A 16,716-nucleotide genomic window follows, 5' to 3' on the forward strand; every position below is an offset into this window, starting at 1 on the left:
GCAATGATTTGCTGTTGCCGTCGCAGGCTCCGCGCTGCTAGCAACCATCAGCAATCACAGCCGACACGGGTCACTGGAATGTCAGAGGTTTCATCGACGCAGACCGGGCGCCGAACCGGAAAAAATCCCGGCCCGCGCACCGGATTGCGCTCCCGGCAGAAGGCGCGGCTGCGCCATGTCCCCGTCACCCGCCGCGTGGCGGCGTGGATCGCAGCGGCGGCGCACGATCCGAGCACCTCGCTCAAATTCGTCATCGGTTTCGCCGTCGCCCATACGCTGCTCTGGACCATCATCCTCACCGCGCTGAAGAGCGCGCAGGACATCCACATGGATGTCGCCGAGGCCTACGCCTGGGGCCAGAAATTCCTGCTCGGCTACGGCAAGCATCCGCCGCTGGCCGGCTGGGTCGCGGGCGTCTGGTTCAGAATCTTCCCCGTCACCGACTGGGCCACTTATGCGCTGGCGATGACGGTGACGGGCATCGGGCTGGTGATCTGCTGGCTGATCGCGGTGCGCGTGGTCGATCACCGCCGGGCGATGTTTTCGGTGGCGATGCTGGCGCTCTATCCGGTCTTCACCTTCAAGGGCTTCAAGTACAATCCCGACCTGCTGCAGCTCGTCACGCTGCCCCTGTTCGTGCTGGCCTATCTGAACGCGTTCGAGAAACGCGACGTGCGCTCCGGCATCTGGCTCGGCCTCGCGGCGGCACTGGCGCTGATGACGAAATACTGGGTGCTGACCATGATCGGCGCGGTCGGTCTCGCGGCGCTGATTCATCCGGACCGGATGCGATTCCTGCGCTCGCCCGCGCCATGGGTGGCATTCGTGGCATGCTTCGTCGGGATGCTGCCGCATCTGTGGTGGCTGAAGCAGGCGGATTTCCTGCCGCTGATCTATGCCGACGATGTCTATGGCGGGCGGACCTTTGGCACCACGCTGCGGCTGGCGTCGGTCTATCTGGCGCACAACATCGGGTTGCTGCTGATCCCTGTCGCCTTCGCGGCGATCGGGCTGGCGTGGAAGCTGCAATGGTGGAAATCCATCCGCCGCAAGGGCCTTGCCCGCGAGTTCATGGACTCGGTGAAACGTCCGTGGATGCGCGGACCGAATCCCGGCGTGTATCTGACGCAGGCCCGCAACATCTGGATCATCCAGATCATTGTCGGTCTGCTGCCGCCGATCGCCGCGGTGGTGTTCGGCATCTACATGAAGACCGACTGGGGCATTTCGCTGTTCTTCCTGGTGCCGCTGGCGCTGGTCGCGATCCCCGCGCTGCGCGTGACGCAGATGGCGCTGATCCGGCTGATGGTGATGTGGCTGGGCTTCACGCTGATCATGCTGCTGGTCTCGCCGATCATCGCGGCGCAGACGGTGCGGCGCGACGGGGACGCCGGAGTGCCGTTCACGCCGAAGTCGGAATTCGCGCTGCAACTGACCGAAGCCTGGCGCGCGCGCTTCAACACCCGCTGGGCCGTGGTCGCAGGCACCACCGAAATCGGCGAGCCGCTGACGTTCTACAGTCCCGACCATCCTGCGCCGTTCACGCCGCGCGAGATCTGGGCCTCGGGCCTGACCAGCCTCGAGGAGGCGATGCGGCTGGGCTTCATCGGCATCTGCGATTCGAGGGACAACCTGATTCACGTGTGCGAGAAGTGGATGAACGACACCGTGCCGAACGCGGAGCGCGTCGATCTCACCTCGCGGCGCTATTTCCACGGCAAGGCAGGACCGGCGGTGAAATGGAAGATCTGGATCAAGGGTCCGGAAAAGCCGGACGATGACGAGAAGTGAGATTGTCCTCATGGTGAGGAGGCGCTCTTGCGCCCTCTCGAACCATGAGATTCAGCGCATCCTCATCCCTCGAGACGCGGCCAAAAAAAGCCGCTCCTCAGGATGAGGATTCAGCCCGCTTCTTCTTCGCCGAATTTATTGGCGAGCAGTTCGGTGATGGCGTCGATCGCGGCTTTGGCTTCGCGGCCGCTCGCGGTCACAGTGATCGAGGTGCCTATACCGGCGGAGAGCATCATCAGCCCCATGATTGAGGTGCCGCCGACGGTCTCGCCGTTTCGCGTCACGGTCAGTTCGGCGTCGAACTTTTCCGCCATCTGTACGAACTTCGCAGAGGCGCGCGCATGAAGGCCGCGTTTATTGATGATGGGAAGTTCACGGACGATAACGCCGGGCTGCGCTGTCTGCTCGTCCGGCGCTGAGCTCATTTTCCGGCGAGCACCCGGCTGGCGATCGTCACGTACTTGCGGCCGGCTTCCTGCGCGGCGGCGATCGCGTCCGGCAGCGGCTTGTCGTCGCGCACCTTGGCGAGCTTAACCAGCATCGGCAGATTGATGCCGGCGAGCACTTCGACCTTGGGCCGGCTCATGCAGGAGATCGCAAGGTTCGACGGTGTGCCGCCGAACATGTCGGTGAGAATCGCGACGCCGTCGCCGCTGTCCACGCGCTTGACGGCTTCAATGATATCGCTGCGACACAGATCGGCATCGTCTTCGGCGCCAATCGTGATCGATTCGATTTGTTTTTGCGGACCCATGACATGCTCGAGCGCCGCCTTGAACTCGTCGGCAAGACGCCCGTGGGTCACCAGTACTAGACCAATCATTCAAAACTCCTCGCGGGCGCTTTTTGATGCACCGCACGAAAGGGCCACATGTTGACCATCCAGAGCCCCGGCGCAAGGGGGGATGTTGCCACGCACCCCCTTAAGAGGCAGTTCGCTGGCTGTCGTCAGTGGCGAAGGTTCGGCTTATATGGCGAGTGGCCACCGGAGAGCAATCATCCGATGGTCAGAAGTTCAGTTTTGAAACCTTAAGTTGTTGTAAGGAATGCCAGCACCAGGGGCAGGGCGGCATGGCCGGGCGCGACCGGGATGCGAGGCACTTTCACCCCGGAAATCGTGGTTATCAGCGCCCAGGGGGGTGGAAGACGCTCGGCATCGGCTGCGTCAAGATCGACCACCAGCCCGACGTCGCCTTCTGGGGCAAAGCCGACAGTCCGGATCCCGAGCCCGCGAAGCTCGATTTTACCCGCCAGTTCCTCGACGCTCCGCACGGTCAGCCTGCCGTCGCGAACCATCAGGCGAACACGATCGTCGCCGATCAGGGTGGTGGCGGGAAGCTGCCCTGCGCGGCCGGCCAGAATGAGATCGAACGCCAGCCGCGATTTGCCCGCGCCGGAGGGGCCGCGAATCAGCACGGCCTGATATCCCGCCAGCACCGCCGAGGCATGGACGCTAGGGTTGTCGTTCGGCGTCACGAGCGCGGTCTCATATTGCCGGGAGCCGGACCACGAAGCGCGCGCCGGCGATGCGGGCATCGCCTTCGGCGTCGAGCGGACCGGCGCGGTTCTCGGCCCAGATGCGTCCGCCATGGGCCTCGATGATCTGCTTGGAGATCGATAGTCCGAGACCCGAGTTCTGTCCGAAGCCCTGATGGGGCCGGTCGGTGTAGAAGCGCTCGAAGATTTTCTCCAGCGCGCCGGGGCGAATACCGGCGCCGTCGTCGTCCACCGTGATCTCGATCTCGGACTTGAGGCGGCGGCAGGTGATGCGCACCTTGCTGCCGGGCTGCGAGAACGATTGCGCGTTGCTGAGCAGATTGGAAATCACCTGTCCCAGCCGCGAGTCATGGCCCGGCACCGAGAACGTGTCGTTCACGCGGCCCTCGAAGCGGCATTCGACGGTGACTTCGGTGCCGTGCTGGGTCTCGTTGGCGACGGTGGTCAGCGTGTTGAGCAGGCGGCGGATGTCCACCGGCTCCACATCCTGCCGCTGCAATTCGGCATCGAGGCGGCTGGCGTCGGAAATGTCGGAGATCAGCCGGTCGAGCCTGCGCACGTCGTGCTCGATCACGGCGAGCAGCCGCGAGCGGCTGTCGTCGGACTTCGCCAGCGGCAGGGTTTCGACCGCCGAACGCATCGAGGTCAACGGGTTCTTCAATTCATGCGCGACGTCGGCGGCGAACCGCTCGATGCCCTCGATGCGGTTGTAGAGCGCGTCGGTCATGCCGCGTAGCGCGCGCGACAGATGGCCGATCTCGTCGCCGCGCGAGGAGAAGTCCGGAATTTCCACACGGGTCTGGATGCGGCGGCGGACGCGCTCGGCGCTGTCGGCGAGGCGGCGCATTGGACCGGCGATGGTCGAGGCCAGCAGCAGCGACAGCACGATCATCACCACGGCGGCGATGCCGAACACTTTCAGGATCGCGAGCCGCTCGGCGGTGACCATCTGGTCGATGTCGTCGCCCTGCGTGGACAGCATCAGCGCGCCATGCACGGCGCGGAAACGCTGTACCGGCACCGACACCGAGACGATCACCTCGCCGCGGTCGTTGATCCGCACCATGCTGGCCTTGCGGCCATCGAGCGCCTGCTGCACTTCCTGATAGCCGTTGCCGTTCTCCGGTCCAAGCTCGCGATACAGCGGCAGGTCGCCGCGATTGAGCCAGGTGCGGATCGCGATCATGGTCTTTTCGGCGAAGCCGGGCTTTTCGCTCGACGGCGGAGGCAATTCGAAACGCAGCACGTCGCCGCGGCCGTAAAGATTGCGGCTGTCGAGCACCAGCACCCCGTCGCGGTCATAGATGCGCGCGCGGGTCTTGGTCGGCGAGATCAGCCGCCGCAGCACCGGCGCGACGCGCTCCGGGTTGATCGGGAAGTCAATGCTGGTGAGGGTTTCGTCGTTCGGGCCGTAGGTTTCGCCGGGTTTAAGATCGAGCAACCGCTCCGGGTCGACGGTGATGGCGTTGGTCTCGACGGTGGCGGAGGCGGCGATCGCGCCCGCGATGATTTCGGCCTGCACCAGCAGACTTTGCGCGCGGGCGTCGATCAGTCCGGCGCGGAATTGCGACAGATACAGGATGCCCGCGAGCATCGCGATCAGGCCGATCAGATTGAGCGATACGATGCGGCGGGTGAGGCTTGAGAAGGTGAGGGCGACGAAGTAGCGCCCCGCGCGCCGGATCAGGTCGAGCGGACTGCGCCAGCCCCGGCCCGTTTCCTCGTCCGGTGCAGCGCGCTCGTCCGACACCGGCGCGAGCGGCGGCGCGCCGAGTTCGGCATCGTCGTCGCGATCATGCTGCGTTCGATCAAGCAAGCGCTGAACCGTTCGTTGTTTCGCTCTCGATGAACACTATACCACCAACGGACCGGCGAGAGCCTCCCGCTTTCGTCGTGGACGGGAGGCCGATGGCGGAGGCTTTCCCCGCTCCACGGCCCCGCCATGACGGGCGTTGAGCGATCAGGTTTCCTTGAAGCGGTAACCGACGCCGTACAGCGTCTCGATCATCTCGAAGTCGTCGTCGGCCGCCTTGAACTTCTTGCGCAGGCGCTTGATGTGGCTGTCGATGGTGCGGTCGTCGACATAGACCTGGTCGTCATAGGCGGCGTCCATCAGCGCGTTACGGCTTTTCACCACGCCGGGCCGGGTCGCGAGCGCCTGAAGGATCAGGAATTCGGTGACGGTCAGCGTCACCGGCTCGTTTTTCCAGGTGCAGGTGTGACGCTCGGGGTCCATGCGCAGCAGGCCGCGCTCCAGCGCCTTGGCGTCCATTTCCTTCTGGGTGGCGGCGGGGTCCTTCGGCACCGCGCGGCGCAGCACCGCCTTGACGCGCTCCACCAGCAGGCGCTGGGAGAATGGTTTGCGGATAAAATCGTCGGCGCCCATCTTGAGGCCGAACAGTTCGTCGATTTCCTCATCCTTGGAGGTGAGGAAGATCACCGGCAGGTCGGACTTCTGGCGCAGGCGGCGCAACGTTTCCATGCCGTCCATGCGCGGCATCTTGATGTCGAGGATGGCGAGGTCCGGCGGCGACGTCTTGAACCCGTCGAGGGCGGACGCGCCATCCGTATAGGTCATGATGCGATAGCCTTCGGCTTCCAGCGCGATCGAGACCGATGTGAGAATGTTGCGGTCGTCATCGACCAGGGCGATTGTGGGCATGAGCCTGCTTTCCAAATCGATAGTTTCGGGCGTGGCGACTGTGTACTGACCGGCTGAGCCGGGATGCCGTGAAATAAGGCGTTCGCTTATCTTCAACGAGCAATGCAAGCTGGGCTGAAATGTGACCGAGTTCCTGAACCCTGCGAATACGGGAACCTGACGCTTATATAGGTCCATTGTTCCCGGATATAACCCCTTTTGGCCGCAAAAAAGCCCGTTAACCTTTGAATTCAGGCCCGTAAATGGACCCTTCCACTCCTGTCAAACCGGCCCGCCTCACGCGCTCGCTGCTGGCGCGCTCCCGCCAGGGCGCGCTCGCGACGTTGATGCCGGGATCGGGCGATCCCTACTGCTCACTGGTGAATGTTGCATCAACGCCGGACGGATCGCCGATCCTGCTGATCTCGCGGCTTGCGATCCACACCAAAAATATTCTGCATGATCCGCGCGTGTCGCTGATGCTGGACGAACGCGCGCCGGGTGATCCACTGGAAGGCGCGCGCATCATGCTGGCGGGCACGGCGGAAGAAGCGCAGGGCGACGATACCGCGCTGCTGAAGCGGCGCTATCTCGCGGCCCATCCGTCGGCTGAAGAGTTTGCGGGCTTCCGCGATTTCTCGTTTTTCCGGGTCAGGCCGAGCGGCGTGCATCTGGTCGCCGGCTTCGGCCGCATCGTCGATCTCGCGACGAAGGATTTCCTCACCGATCTGACGGGCGCGGAAGCACTGATCGAAGCCGAGCCGGACATTGTCGCGCACATGAATGCCGACCATGCGGAGGCGATGAATTTGTATGCGACAAATCTTCTCGGCGCCGCGGATGGCGCGTGGCGCTGCACCGGCTGCGATCCGGACGGTCTCGATATGCAGGACGGATCGCGCACGCTCCGGCTGGAATTTCCACAGCGGCTCGCTACGCCTGCCGCACTGCGGCAAACGCTCAAAACGCTCGCAGGGCAGGCCCGCAGCGCACAAATCTGATGAAGAATCAGACGTCTGTGATGTGTGAAACATAAACGGGCAGGTTGCGTTGGAACGATTCCGCGGCCTCGTCAACCAAAACGCCGGGACCCGCTTGGCAATCTGCGCGTTGGCCACTAATAACTCGCTGGATCGAGGCCCGGGATCTATCATCCCCGGCATCCGCGACGGGGCGTTTGGCGACAGGCGCGCGAAACGATACGCGGTCTTTGTGGGAGATTCTGAAAGTGCAAGAGACGGGTGTACGCAACGGGGCCTTCGGCGCCGACAAATTCGGCTTAAAAAAACTTGGAGCGGTGTACTGGAACCTCGGCACCGCGCCGCTTTACGAACATGCGCTGCGCGCCAATGAGGCCGTGCTGACCGCCGAGGGCGCGCTCTGCGCCGAGACCGGCGTGTTTACCGGCCGCAGCCCGAAGGACAAGTTCACCGTCCGCGACGCCACCACCGACACGACCATGTGGTGGGGCGGCAACCAGTCGATCACCTCCGAACAGTTCCAGGCGCTGCACGACGACGTCATCAAGCACTGCGAAGGCAAGACGCTGTTTGCGCAGGATCTCTACGGCGGCGCCGATCCCAAGTTCAGCATCAAGACCCGCGTTTATACCGAACTCGCGTGGCACTCGCTGTTCATCCGCACGCTGCTCATTCGTCCGCAGGCTGGCGATATCGCGAGCTTCGTGCCCGAACTGACCATCATCGATCTGCCGAGTTTCCGCTGCGATCCGAAGCGTCACGGCGGCAAGTCGGAGAACATGGTCGCGATCGATTTTACCCGCAAGATCGTCATCATCTGCGGCAGCCAGTATGCCGGCGAGATGAAGAAGTCGGTGTTCACCACGCTCAATTTCTTCCTGCCCGCGCAGGGCGTGATGCCGATGCACTGCTCGGCCAATGTCGGACCGAACGGCGACTCGGCGATCTTCTTCGGCCTGTCCGGCACCGGCAAGACCACGCTCTCCGCCGATCCGAACCGCACGCTGATCGGCGACGACGAGACCGGCTGGGGTCCGGACGGCATCTTCAATTTCGAAGGCGGCTGCTACGCCAAGACCATCAAGCTGTCGCGCGAGGCGGAGCCGGCGATTTTCGACGCCAGCATCAAGTTCGGCGCGGTGCTTGAGAACGTGGTGCTCGATCCGCTGACCCGCGTGCCGGATTTCGACGACGGTTCGAAGACCGAGAACACGCGTTCCGCGTATCCGCTAGAATCGATTCCGAATGCGTCGCGCACCGGCCGCGCCGGTCATCCGAAGAATCTGGTGATGCTCGCCGCCGACGCGTTCGGCGTGATGCCGCCGATCGCCAAGCTGACGCCGGCGCAGGCGATGTATCACTTCCTCTCGGGCTACACCGCGAAGGTGGCCGGCACCGAGCGCGGTCTCGGCAACGAGCCGCAGCCGGAATTCTCGGCCTGCTTCGGCTCGCCGTTCCTGCCCCGCGATCCCGCCGAATACGGCCAGTTGCTGAAAGAGCTGATCGCCAAGCACAACGTCGATTGCTGGGTGGTCAACACCGGATGGACCGGCGGCAAGTACGGCACCGGCTCGCGCATGCCGATCAAGGTCACCCGCGCGCTGCTGACTGCGGCGCTGAACGGTTCGCTGCGCAACGTCCAGTTCCGCACCGACAAGTATTTCGGCTTCGCGGTGCCGACCGCGCTGGACGGCGTGCCGAGCGAGATCCTCGATCCGGTCAACACCTGGAAGGACAAGGCCGAGTTCGACAAGACCGCGCGCGCGCTGGTCGGCATGTTCCAGAAGAACTTCGAGAAGTTCGAGAAGCATGTCGACGCGGAAGTCCGCGCCGCCGCCCCCGAGGTCAAGCTCGCGGCGGAGTGAGCGCTTCGGCGAAAATTCTGAATGCGAAAGGGCGGCTCATCGAGCCGCCCTTTTTTTGCGGAGAATGTGCGACGTCTGACCTCAGCGCGCCGTGGCCGTCGTGGTGCCGGTGGTCTTGCCGGTGGCGACGTTCAGGATCGAACCGTTCTGAAGATCGATCCGGTAGACTTCGCGCAGCACGTTTCCGGCGAAGCCGAGCTCGACGATCGAAATGGTCTTGAACGAGACCGGGATGCCGTCGGGCAGGATCTGGTTGAACTCGGTTGCCGCCTGATCCATGGTCTTCTGCAGTTCAGGCGAGAACTTCACGTTGCTGTAGACAAGGGTGTTGTGCGGATTGTGCGAGCGCAGCTCCTTGCCGTCCTTCACAACGTTGACGCCGCTGACGCCGACCGTCTTCACCAGTTCCTTCGCGGCATCGCTCATGGCGGCGTAGACCGGCCCCGTGCAGCGCGGCAGCGGGCCGTCGCGCAGCGGCGTGAGCGCGGCAGTGGCGCTGGTGTTGAACGCCATCATGGTTTCGAAGTCCGCGCCTTCCTTGACGATGCCGAGATCCAGCCACCAGGGCTGTCCTGCGCCCTTGGCCGCTTCGGTGGTGTAGAACTTCTTGAGGGTGACGTTGAGGACGCCCGGCAGCTTCGGCAACGCCTTCAGCATCTTGTCGGGCGTGGTTGCATCCGCGTTATGAATGTGCACGACGGTGACGTGCGGAATGTTGAAGCGCTGCGCCTCGTCTTCCAGCTTTGCATCGAGCAGCTTTTCGCGGAGCATGCCGCGGGTGGTGAGGTCGAGCGTGTCGTTGACCTCTTTCGGCAGCGTGTAGACCAGACCGAAGGTCCGGACATGCTGACGGAAGCCGGGGGCGGACAGCGAGCTGTTGTCGATTTCCGCATGCGCGCTGAATGCGAACACGGATGCTGCGGCGGCGACGGCAACGGTCGCGACGCGATGGGATAATTTCTGAATCATGGAGAACTCCAGGTTGGCTGTTGGCCGCACTCGTCAACCCGGAAATGGCGGCGGGAGCCGCGGTAACAGGTGCCGGATCATGAGCAGGTCGGCGGACCATGGACCGAGAATATGACAGCTGGATTGGGCGTTGACGCCGCGCGCTGCGACAATTCGCCCATCATCGATGGGGCATGGCGCGCCGGTGGTTCAGGCCTTGAAATAAACCACCTGCGACGTCGTCGCCAGCAGGCGGCCGGCCGGCGACCACAGCTCGCCGGTCTGGTCGCTGAAACTCTTGTGAAAAATGCTGGCGTCGGCGGTACCGAGCACCGCCGTGATATCCGCTGCGGCCAGCTCCTTGGCGTCGGCATGAAACACCGTGGTCAGGGATACGGTGCCGATCGGCACGATCTCGCCGCGGGCGTGAAAGATGCGCGCGAAGAATGTGTCCGACATCGACAGCAGCGACAGGAAATCGATGCGCCGGGGCGTGGCGTCGCTGAGCCACATTTTTGAATAGGCGCTGGCGGGAACGTCGAGCGGTGCCGCGCCGTAGCGCGGCGCGCCTTCCACGAAGCGGAATTGATATTGCCGCACCCAGTTGGCGATGCCGCTGTCGGGGATCGGTTTGACCTGATCGAACGGCGGCGCGGACGGCATCGTCGCCGGCTGATGCGACCATGACGGGCGGCGCACCGCGAACACGGCGGTCGCGAATGCCGCGACGTCGCCGTTCTGGGAGAGTTCGACCATCCAGTGCTGCGTCGAGCGGGTCGCCTTGATGAGGCGCACATCCAGCGCGAAGGATCCCTTCGCGACCGGCGCGCAGAGATTCACGGTGACGGACAGCGGATCTCCGATGCGGTCCGGCTGTTCCATGATCGCACGCAGCAGCGTTGCGGCGGTGGCGCCGCCGAACGGACCGACGAAGGCGAAATAATCGTCGCTGGCCGTGCCGCGCGGCTTGCCGTCCACCGTTGTGATCTGGGTGGCGCGGTCGAATGGATGGAGGGCGGCGGTGTCGGCTGTCTTCTCAAGCATCGGGCGCTCCGTGGGCTGCGATGAGTTTTCGCAGGATCGCCGCCGGATTCAATGACGTGCGAAGTCATGATGGTCATGCGCGAGCGCCACCAAGCCGGCCTTGAAACCGGGGGCTAGCGGGCTCGCGATGACGCCTCAACCTTCCAGCTTTGCGTCCAGCGTGATGTTCGCCTTCAGTAGCTTGGACACCGGACAGCCGGCCTTCGCCATGCCGGTGAGCTTTTCGAACTGCTCCTGCGTCGCGCCCGGAATTTTCGCTTTCAGGGTGAGATGCACGGCGGTGATGGAAAAGCCGTCGCCGTCCTTGTCGAGCGAGACTTCGGCTGTGGTTTCCATCTTCTCGGCGGTGAGCTTCGCTTCGCCGAGGATCAGTGACAGTGCCATGGTGAAGCAGCCGGCGTGGGCTGCGCCGATCAGCTCTTCGGGATTGGTGCCGGGCTTGCCCTCGAAGCGCGAGGCGAAGCCATAAGGATAATTCGTCAGCGCACCGCTCTTGGTCGAGATCGCGCCCTTGCCGTCCTTGATGCCGCCGCTCCAGACGGCCGATCCTTGAGTCTTCATGGTGTCGCGCTCCGTGTTTGGGGAATTGCTTGCTGGATGGGCGCCCGGAGGGCGCGGGCGGCAGGCTAGCAGATATGAGGCGACGGTTTTGTGCACAGAATATTGATTTCAGAACAAATTAAGAACACTTTAGTAAGTCATTGATATATCATTGTGATTCGGCCACTTCGGCCACCATATCTTGGGTCTGTGAATGATCTCGGGGACTATATGTCCACTATCGCCTTCGACAACACGGCGCTGACGCGCATCGCGGACTTCGCCCGCACGCTGTCCCGCCTCCATGCCGCCGCCCGCACCCGTGTGGTGGACGACGATCAGATCGACCGCGAGTTCAACGCGGTCTGCATGTCGGTGTGGGGCTACACCACCGATGATTTCAGCGATGACCTGTTCTCGCTGAAGGACCACGAATTTCTCGACACGCTGGACGAGGCGCGGGCGCGCATCTTCGCCGCCGAACACGGCTACGATCTGGTGGATGATGGCGGCATTCTCGCCGACTGGTGGGGCTATTGCTGGATGATCCTCGCCGAACATCGCGGCCTGCTGACGCCGGAAATCAGGGCCAGGGCGCGCATGGCGATGGAGGAGAAATATCTCGCCGCGCCCAATGTGATCGGCGTCATCGTCGGGCGATAGTTACAGCGCCCGCCTGGCTTTCGGCGCGGCGATCTGCGGCAGGGATGCGTCCGGCGCCATCGGCTGGGCGAATTTCGGCTCGGGCAGCGCGCTTGTGATGTCCTGCGACGAGTAGGTGTCTTCGGGAATGTCCGCTGTCACCGGCGCAACTTTCATTTCGCCAAGCCGGGCGCGCAACTCGGCGGTCAGGCCCGGATAGCTGTTCACCGGTGTGAATTCCGCGGTCTGGCCGTTCGCGCCCTTGGTGCCGGAATAGGCGACCAGCCCGTTCGAGGTGGCGACGATGTCGCCCGGACGCAGCGTGGTGTCGAGCGATAGATCGACCGGCGCGAGGCCCGCGGGGTCGCGGCCATTGCAGGTGCAGTCCGCTTTCAGCGCCTTGCGATAGGCGAAGGCATTCGGCGTATCGACATAGCGCTCGCCCATATTGCCGACGGCATAGTCGATGCTGTTGCCGGAAAACACCTTGGTTGCGCTCGCCGGGCAGAACGACTGGCACATCTGCGCCGGGGTGCCGCCGCCGCGCGCGGTCAATGGGAAATAGCGACCGTCGCAGGATCGGACGCAATAGGTGGTGAAGCGGCCGCCCGGCGTGGCCGCCGGAGCAGGCGCGGGATTTGGATTCGACAGGCCGAAAGGATCGGCGAAGGCATTGCTTGGCTGCTGCGCGGCAGGCACGCGCGCAGGCTGATCGTTGCCGAACAGAAAATCGAAAATGCCGGCGGAGGCCGCACGCGGCGCAAGCGAAACGGGCATCGCCAGCACGACAGCGAGAACAAGCGTCATGCGGCGCCGCACACGCGAAATACGCAACTGACTACGCAACACCTGAAGCACCCACGCAACGCTCACGCCCGCGGCAGCGATTGCCGCAGCGTCAATGACCTTAACGCGTGATGGTAAACGCGAGGTTAGGAGTGTGGAGGCGGCCGCTGCTTGCTGTCGTACAGCGCGTTGTGCGCCTCGCGCAATTTCACCATGACCTGCAAAGCCCGATTGGTCGGCGTCGAAATCCCGAGCGCCGCGCCCTTCCGCACCACATAGCCGTTCAGATAGTCGATCTCGGTCGGCTTGCCGCGCGCCAGATCCTGCGCGGTTGAGGAGTATTGTTGCGGCATGGTGCCGGCCAGCGCGAGCACGGTCTCATTGATGTCGGCGGGAATCGAAATGCCGAGCGCCCGCGCCACGGCGAGACATTCCGCGATCGCGCTTTCCATGATGCCGGTGACGCCCTCCACCTTGAGCAGAGGTCCGTAGGGAAGCTCCGCCACCGCCGACAGGGCGTTGTAGGCGCAGTTGGTGATGAGCTTGATCCACAGCTCGCCGATCACGTTGTCCGACACGGCGGTGGGAATTCCCGCATCGCTGAATTGCCGCGCGATCTCCGCGCTGTCGGGTGACGCGCCGATAATGAGATCGCCGCGCCCCTTGTGCCGCACATGCCCCGGACCGGCCATTTCCACCGCGACATAGACCGCGGCGGGGATCGCTGCCCGTCCGATGCTGGCCTGCAGCCGCTCGGCATTGTCGACGCCGTTCTGAAGACACAGCACCGCCGTCTCGCGCGCCAGAAAGGGAGTGATCGATTGCCCGGCGGATTCGGTGTCGGTCGATTTGACGCTGAACAGCACGATGTCTGCGCCCGCAACGCCCGACGGCTCGTTGGTAGCCTGCACCGGAACGTTGCCGTGAAAGTTGCGGCTCTCCAGCACGAGGCCATGCTGCCGGATGGCGTGGACATGCTGCGGCCGCGCGATCAGGGTGACATCGTGGCCCGCCCGCGCCAGCATTGCGCCGATGTAGCTGCCGACGGCGCCGGCACCCATGACCGCGATCTTCATGGCGATGGACTCTCCGTTCGGCCCGGCTCAGAAAAACACGTATGTCGCCAGCACGAAGGTGGGAATCAGCACCAGCGCCGACCAGACCATGTAGCCGAAGAAGCTCGGCATCTTGACGCCGGCCTGCCGCGCGATGGCGTAGACCATGAAGTTCGGCGCGTTGCCGATATAGGTGTTGGCGCCCATGTAGACCGCGCCAGACGAGATGGCCGCCAGCGTCGCAGCTTTCGCCACCATCAGCACCTGCGGATCGCCGCCCGCGAGCTGGAAGAACACCAGATAGGTCGGCGCGTTGTCGAGGAACGACGACAGGCCTCCGGCGAGCCAGAAATAGGCGGCGGCGTTGTTGCTGCCGTCCGCATTGGTGACAAGGCCGAGCAGGGCGGCGAACGGCCCCTGCGCGCCCGCCTGCAACATCGCCATCACCGGCACAATGCAGATGAAGATGCCGGCAAACAGAATGGCGACTTCCCTGATCGGTCCCCATGAAAAACCGTTCGCTTCGCGGTCCTGCTTGCGCGTCATCGCCAGCGACCAGATCGTCACCAGCACGAAGATCACATCGCGCGCCAGATCCTGAAGCTGAAGCTCGGCACCCGCGACGGTGAATGCGATGCCGGGTTTCCACTGCGCGCTCATCAGGATGGCGGCGATGATGACGGCGATCAGCAGCAGGTTGATCTTGCCGTGCAGCCTGAGCGGCGAGTCGGGCGTCGGGTCTTTCGGATGGCCATGGATGCGGTCGAGGCGATGGCAGTAGAGATCGACCGCCATGAAGACCGCCAGCACGATGCCGCCGACGAACAGGGTCTCCTGCCAGAGATGCACAGTGGTCCAGAAGAAATCGACGCCTTTCAGGAAGCCGATGAACAGCGGCGGATCGCCGAGCGGCGACAGCGCGCCACCGATATTGGCGACGAGAAATATAAAGAACACCACGACATGCGCGTTGTGGCGGCGGTCGTCGTTGGCGCGGATCAGCGGGCGGATCAGGATCATCGCAGCGCCGGTGGTGCCGACGATGCTGGCCATCACTGCGCCGACGGCGAGCAGCACGGTGTTGGTGAACATGCTGTCATGCATGTTGCCTTCGAGATAGATGCCGCCCGCGGTCACGAACAGCGCCAGCAACAGCAGGATGAAGGGCATGTATTCGAGGAACGCGGTGTGCGCGAGCGTCGCCGTGACCGTGTGGGCATCCGTCGTCAGCAACAGCGGGATGACCACCAGCGCGGCGAGGACCGCGGTGAACTTGGCATAGTGATGTTCCCAGACATGCGGATAGAACACCGGGCCCGTGGCGATGCACAGCAGGATGCCGACGAATGGCAGCGCCCACAGCACCGACAGCTTCGCGCCGTCCAGTCCTTCCGCGGCGAATGCGGGGGCGGGAAGAAGGAGAAACAAAAGACAAGCGAGGACATATTTCGCGGTCGCCCCGGCGAAGGCTGGGATCCGTACCCGCTGAATTCGGCTGAGGCATCGAAATAACTGCATTCTATCCGCATTCCGTTGTTATGGATTCCGGCCTGCGTTCGCTACGCTCATCTGCCCGGAACGACCGAATAACTGTCTGCCCGCAGGAGGAGTGCCGGCATCAGCCCTTTAGAAACTCGCCCGCCTTGTAGAGCGCGCGGAACGGAATGCCGGCTTCGGTGAACGCTTCCGTCGCGCCCTCGTCGCGGTCGACCATGGTGAACACCAGCACGACCTCGCCGCCGGCATCCTTCACCGCATCGACCGCCTTGATTGCCGAGCCGCCGGTGGTAGTGACGTCTTCGACGATGACGATGCGCTTGCCCGCGAGGCTTTCGCCCTTGGCGAGGCCTTCGACCGCAAGCCGCGCGCCGTGTTCCTTCGGCTTCTTGCGCACGAAGAACGCCGCGATCGGATGGCCTTTCAGCCAAGACAGTTGGGCGATCGCGCCTGCGATCGGCACCGCGCCCATCTCGAGACCGCCGATGTAATCGACCTTGTCGTCCTTCAGCGCATCGAGCGACAGCTCCGCCAGCAGCGCCGCGCCTTCGGGGTCGAGCATGGTGGGCTTGAGGTTGAAATAGAAATCGCTCTTGCGGCCGGAGGCCAGCGTGATTTCGCCGCGCCCGAACGAGCGTTTGCGGATGATGTCGGCAAGGCGAGCGCGGGAAGCTGATTTGGACACGGTGATCTCTTCAGGCTGCGGGGAATTGCGGAAATTTATCCTCTGCGACGTGGACATTCCACGGCGGATCGCTCACCGTCAACAGCGCAAGAGCAATAAAGGGGAGCAAATGACCATCGATCTCTACACCTGGAATACGCCCAATGGCCGCAAGATCAGCGTCGCGCTGGAGGAAATGGGACTGCCCTACAAGGTGCATCCTATCAACATTTCGAAGGACGAGCAGTTCGCGCCGGATTTCCTGAAGATCAGTCCCAACAACAAAATTCCTGCCATCATCGATCCCGATGGGCCGGGCGGCAAGCCGGTCAGTATTTTCGAATCCGGCGCGATTCTTTTGTATCTCGGCGAGAAGACCGGCAAGTTCCTGCCGAAAGATCTCGGCGAGCGGATTCCGGTGCTGGAATGGCTGATGTGGCAGATGGGCGGCTTTGGCCCGATGCCGGGTCAGGTCCACCACTTCATCGCGCTGGAGAATGAGCAGGACCGCCGCTACGGCCTCGAACGGTTTTCAAAGGAAACGCGCCGGCTCTACGGCGTGCTCGACGCGCGTCTTGCGGAGCATGAATTCGTCGCGGATAAAATTTCAATCGCCGACTTTGCCATTCTCGGCTGGGCCTGGCGGCACGAGCGCCACAAGGTGCCGCTCAGCGATTTTCCCAGCGTCGAGCGCTGGTACAAGACGATGATGGTGCGGCCCGGCGTGAAGCGCGGGTTTGAGGTGAGCTTGGGTTAGCTTCGCGAC

General features: G+C 63.5%; 17 protein-coding genes. 5 read left to right on the top strand and 12 right to left on the bottom strand.

What is annotated here, in order from left to right:
- Positions 1–78: 78 nt before the first annotated feature.
- Positions 79–1,791, top strand: coding sequence for a glycosyltransferase family 39 protein (locus tag LVY71_RS03155; protein WP_235098098.1), 1,713 nt, complete (start codon positions 79–81; stop codon positions 1,789–1,791).
- 110 nt (positions 1,792–1,901) lie between these two features.
- On the opposite strand, the gene LVY71_RS03160 is transcribed toward LVY71_RS03155, so the two are convergent.
- The 5 genes from LVY71_RS03160 to LVY71_RS03180 all read right to left on the bottom strand — a co-directional run bounded on the left by LVY71_RS03160 (position 1,902) and on the right by LVY71_RS03180 (position 5,950).
- Complete coding sequence (locus tag LVY71_RS03160; RefSeq protein ID WP_235098100.1) at positions 1,902–2,216, bottom strand: HPr family phosphocarrier protein; 315 nt, start codon at positions 2,214–2,216, stop codon at positions 1,902–1,904.
- Entirely contained in the window at positions 2,213–2,614 is a 402-nt protein-coding gene (locus LVY71_RS03165; protein ID WP_006022367.1) for a PTS sugar transporter subunit IIA, read from the bottom strand. The genes LVY71_RS03160 and LVY71_RS03165 overlap by 4 nt, the downstream gene beginning before the upstream one ends.
- Positions 2,615–2,820: 206 nt before the next feature.
- Positions 2,821–3,327, bottom strand: a complete 507-nt coding sequence (locus LVY71_RS03170) for an HPr kinase/phosphorylase (protein ID WP_235098102.1) — start codon at positions 3,325–3,327, stop codon at positions 2,821–2,823.
- Positions 3,278–5,104, bottom strand: coding sequence for a sensor histidine kinase (locus LVY71_RS03175; protein WP_283842499.1), 1,827 nt, complete (start codon positions 5,102–5,104; stop codon positions 3,278–3,280). Before LVY71_RS03175 ends, LVY71_RS03170 begins: the two co-directional genes overlap by 50 nt.
- A gap of 144 nt (positions 5,105–5,248) precedes the next feature.
- Positions 5,249–5,950, bottom strand: a complete 702-nt coding sequence (locus LVY71_RS03180) for a response regulator transcription factor (RefSeq protein WP_006022364.1) — start codon at positions 5,948–5,950, stop codon at positions 5,249–5,251.
- A gap of 242 nt (positions 5,951–6,192) precedes the next feature.
- On the opposite strand from LVY71_RS03180, the gene LVY71_RS03185 reads away from it, so the two are divergent.
- Complete coding sequence (locus tag LVY71_RS03185; protein ID WP_235098104.1) at positions 6,193–6,930, top strand: HugZ family pyridoxamine 5'-phosphate oxidase; 738 nt, start codon at positions 6,193–6,195, stop codon at positions 6,928–6,930.
- A gap of 227 nt (positions 6,931–7,157) precedes the next feature.
- A complete protein-coding gene (locus LVY71_RS03190; RefSeq protein WP_235098105.1) occupies positions 7,158–8,774 on the top strand; it encodes a phosphoenolpyruvate carboxykinase in 1,617 nt (538 codons plus the stop codon).
- Between the two features lie 81 nt (positions 8,775–8,855).
- Here LVY71_RS03190 and LVY71_RS03195 read toward each other — a convergent pair whose 3' ends face one another.
- The 3 genes from LVY71_RS03195 to LVY71_RS03205 form a co-directional block, all read right to left on the bottom strand.
- Positions 8,856–9,743 (bottom strand): hypothetical protein, encoded by an 888-nt coding sequence (locus LVY71_RS03195; protein WP_235098107.1) that lies wholly within the window; start codon positions 9,741–9,743, stop codon positions 8,856–8,858.
- A 189-nt stretch (positions 9,744–9,932) separates the two neighbouring features.
- Positions 9,933–10,766, bottom strand: coding sequence for an acyl-CoA thioesterase (locus tag LVY71_RS03200; protein WP_235098109.1), 834 nt, complete (start codon positions 10,764–10,766; stop codon positions 9,933–9,935).
- 135 nt (positions 10,767–10,901) lie between these two features.
- Positions 10,902–11,327, bottom strand: a complete 426-nt coding sequence (locus tag LVY71_RS03205; RefSeq protein ID WP_235098111.1) for an OsmC family protein — start codon at positions 11,325–11,327, stop codon at positions 10,902–10,904.
- A gap of 210 nt (positions 11,328–11,537) precedes the next feature.
- Between LVY71_RS03205 and LVY71_RS03210 the strand changes: the two genes are divergently transcribed.
- Complete coding sequence (locus LVY71_RS03210) at positions 11,538–11,969, top strand: hypothetical protein (RefSeq protein WP_235098113.1); 432 nt, start codon at positions 11,538–11,540, stop codon at positions 11,967–11,969.
- Here the strand turns inward: LVY71_RS03210 and LVY71_RS03215 are convergent, their stop codons facing one another.
- From LVY71_RS03215 to pyrE, 4 genes are all read right to left on the bottom strand, one after another.
- Positions 11,970–12,755, bottom strand: coding sequence for a DUF2865 domain-containing protein (locus tag LVY71_RS03215; RefSeq protein WP_235098116.1), 786 nt, complete (start codon positions 12,753–12,755; stop codon positions 11,970–11,972). It lies immediately after the preceding gene.
- A 125-nt stretch (positions 12,756–12,880) separates the two neighbouring features.
- Positions 12,881–13,810: a ketopantoate reductase family protein gene (locus LVY71_RS03220; RefSeq protein ID WP_235098118.1), complete on the bottom strand. Its 930-nt coding sequence runs from the start codon at positions 13,808–13,810 to the stop codon at positions 12,881–12,883.
- A gap of 27 nt (positions 13,811–13,837) precedes the next feature.
- Positions 13,838–15,307: a sodium:proton antiporter gene (locus LVY71_RS03225; protein WP_235098120.1), complete on the bottom strand. Its 1,470-nt coding sequence runs from the start codon at positions 15,305–15,307 to the stop codon at positions 13,838–13,840.
- 100 nt (positions 15,308–15,407) lie between these two features.
- Positions 15,408–15,971 (bottom strand): orotate phosphoribosyltransferase, encoded by a 564-nt coding sequence (gene pyrE, locus LVY71_RS03230; RefSeq protein ID WP_235098122.1) that lies wholly within the window; start codon positions 15,969–15,971, stop codon positions 15,408–15,410.
- Between the two features lie 109 nt (positions 15,972–16,080).
- Between pyrE and LVY71_RS03235 the strand changes: the two genes are divergently transcribed.
- Positions 16,081–16,707 (top strand): glutathione S-transferase family protein, encoded by a 627-nt coding sequence (locus tag LVY71_RS03235; RefSeq protein ID WP_235098125.1) that lies wholly within the window; start codon positions 16,081–16,083, stop codon positions 16,705–16,707.
- Positions 16,708–16,716: the final 9 nt, after the last annotated feature.

The organism is Bradyrhizobium sp. G127, assembly GCF_021502575.1.
Classification (GTDB): domain Bacteria; phylum Pseudomonadota; class Alphaproteobacteria; order Rhizobiales; family Xanthobacteraceae; genus Afipia.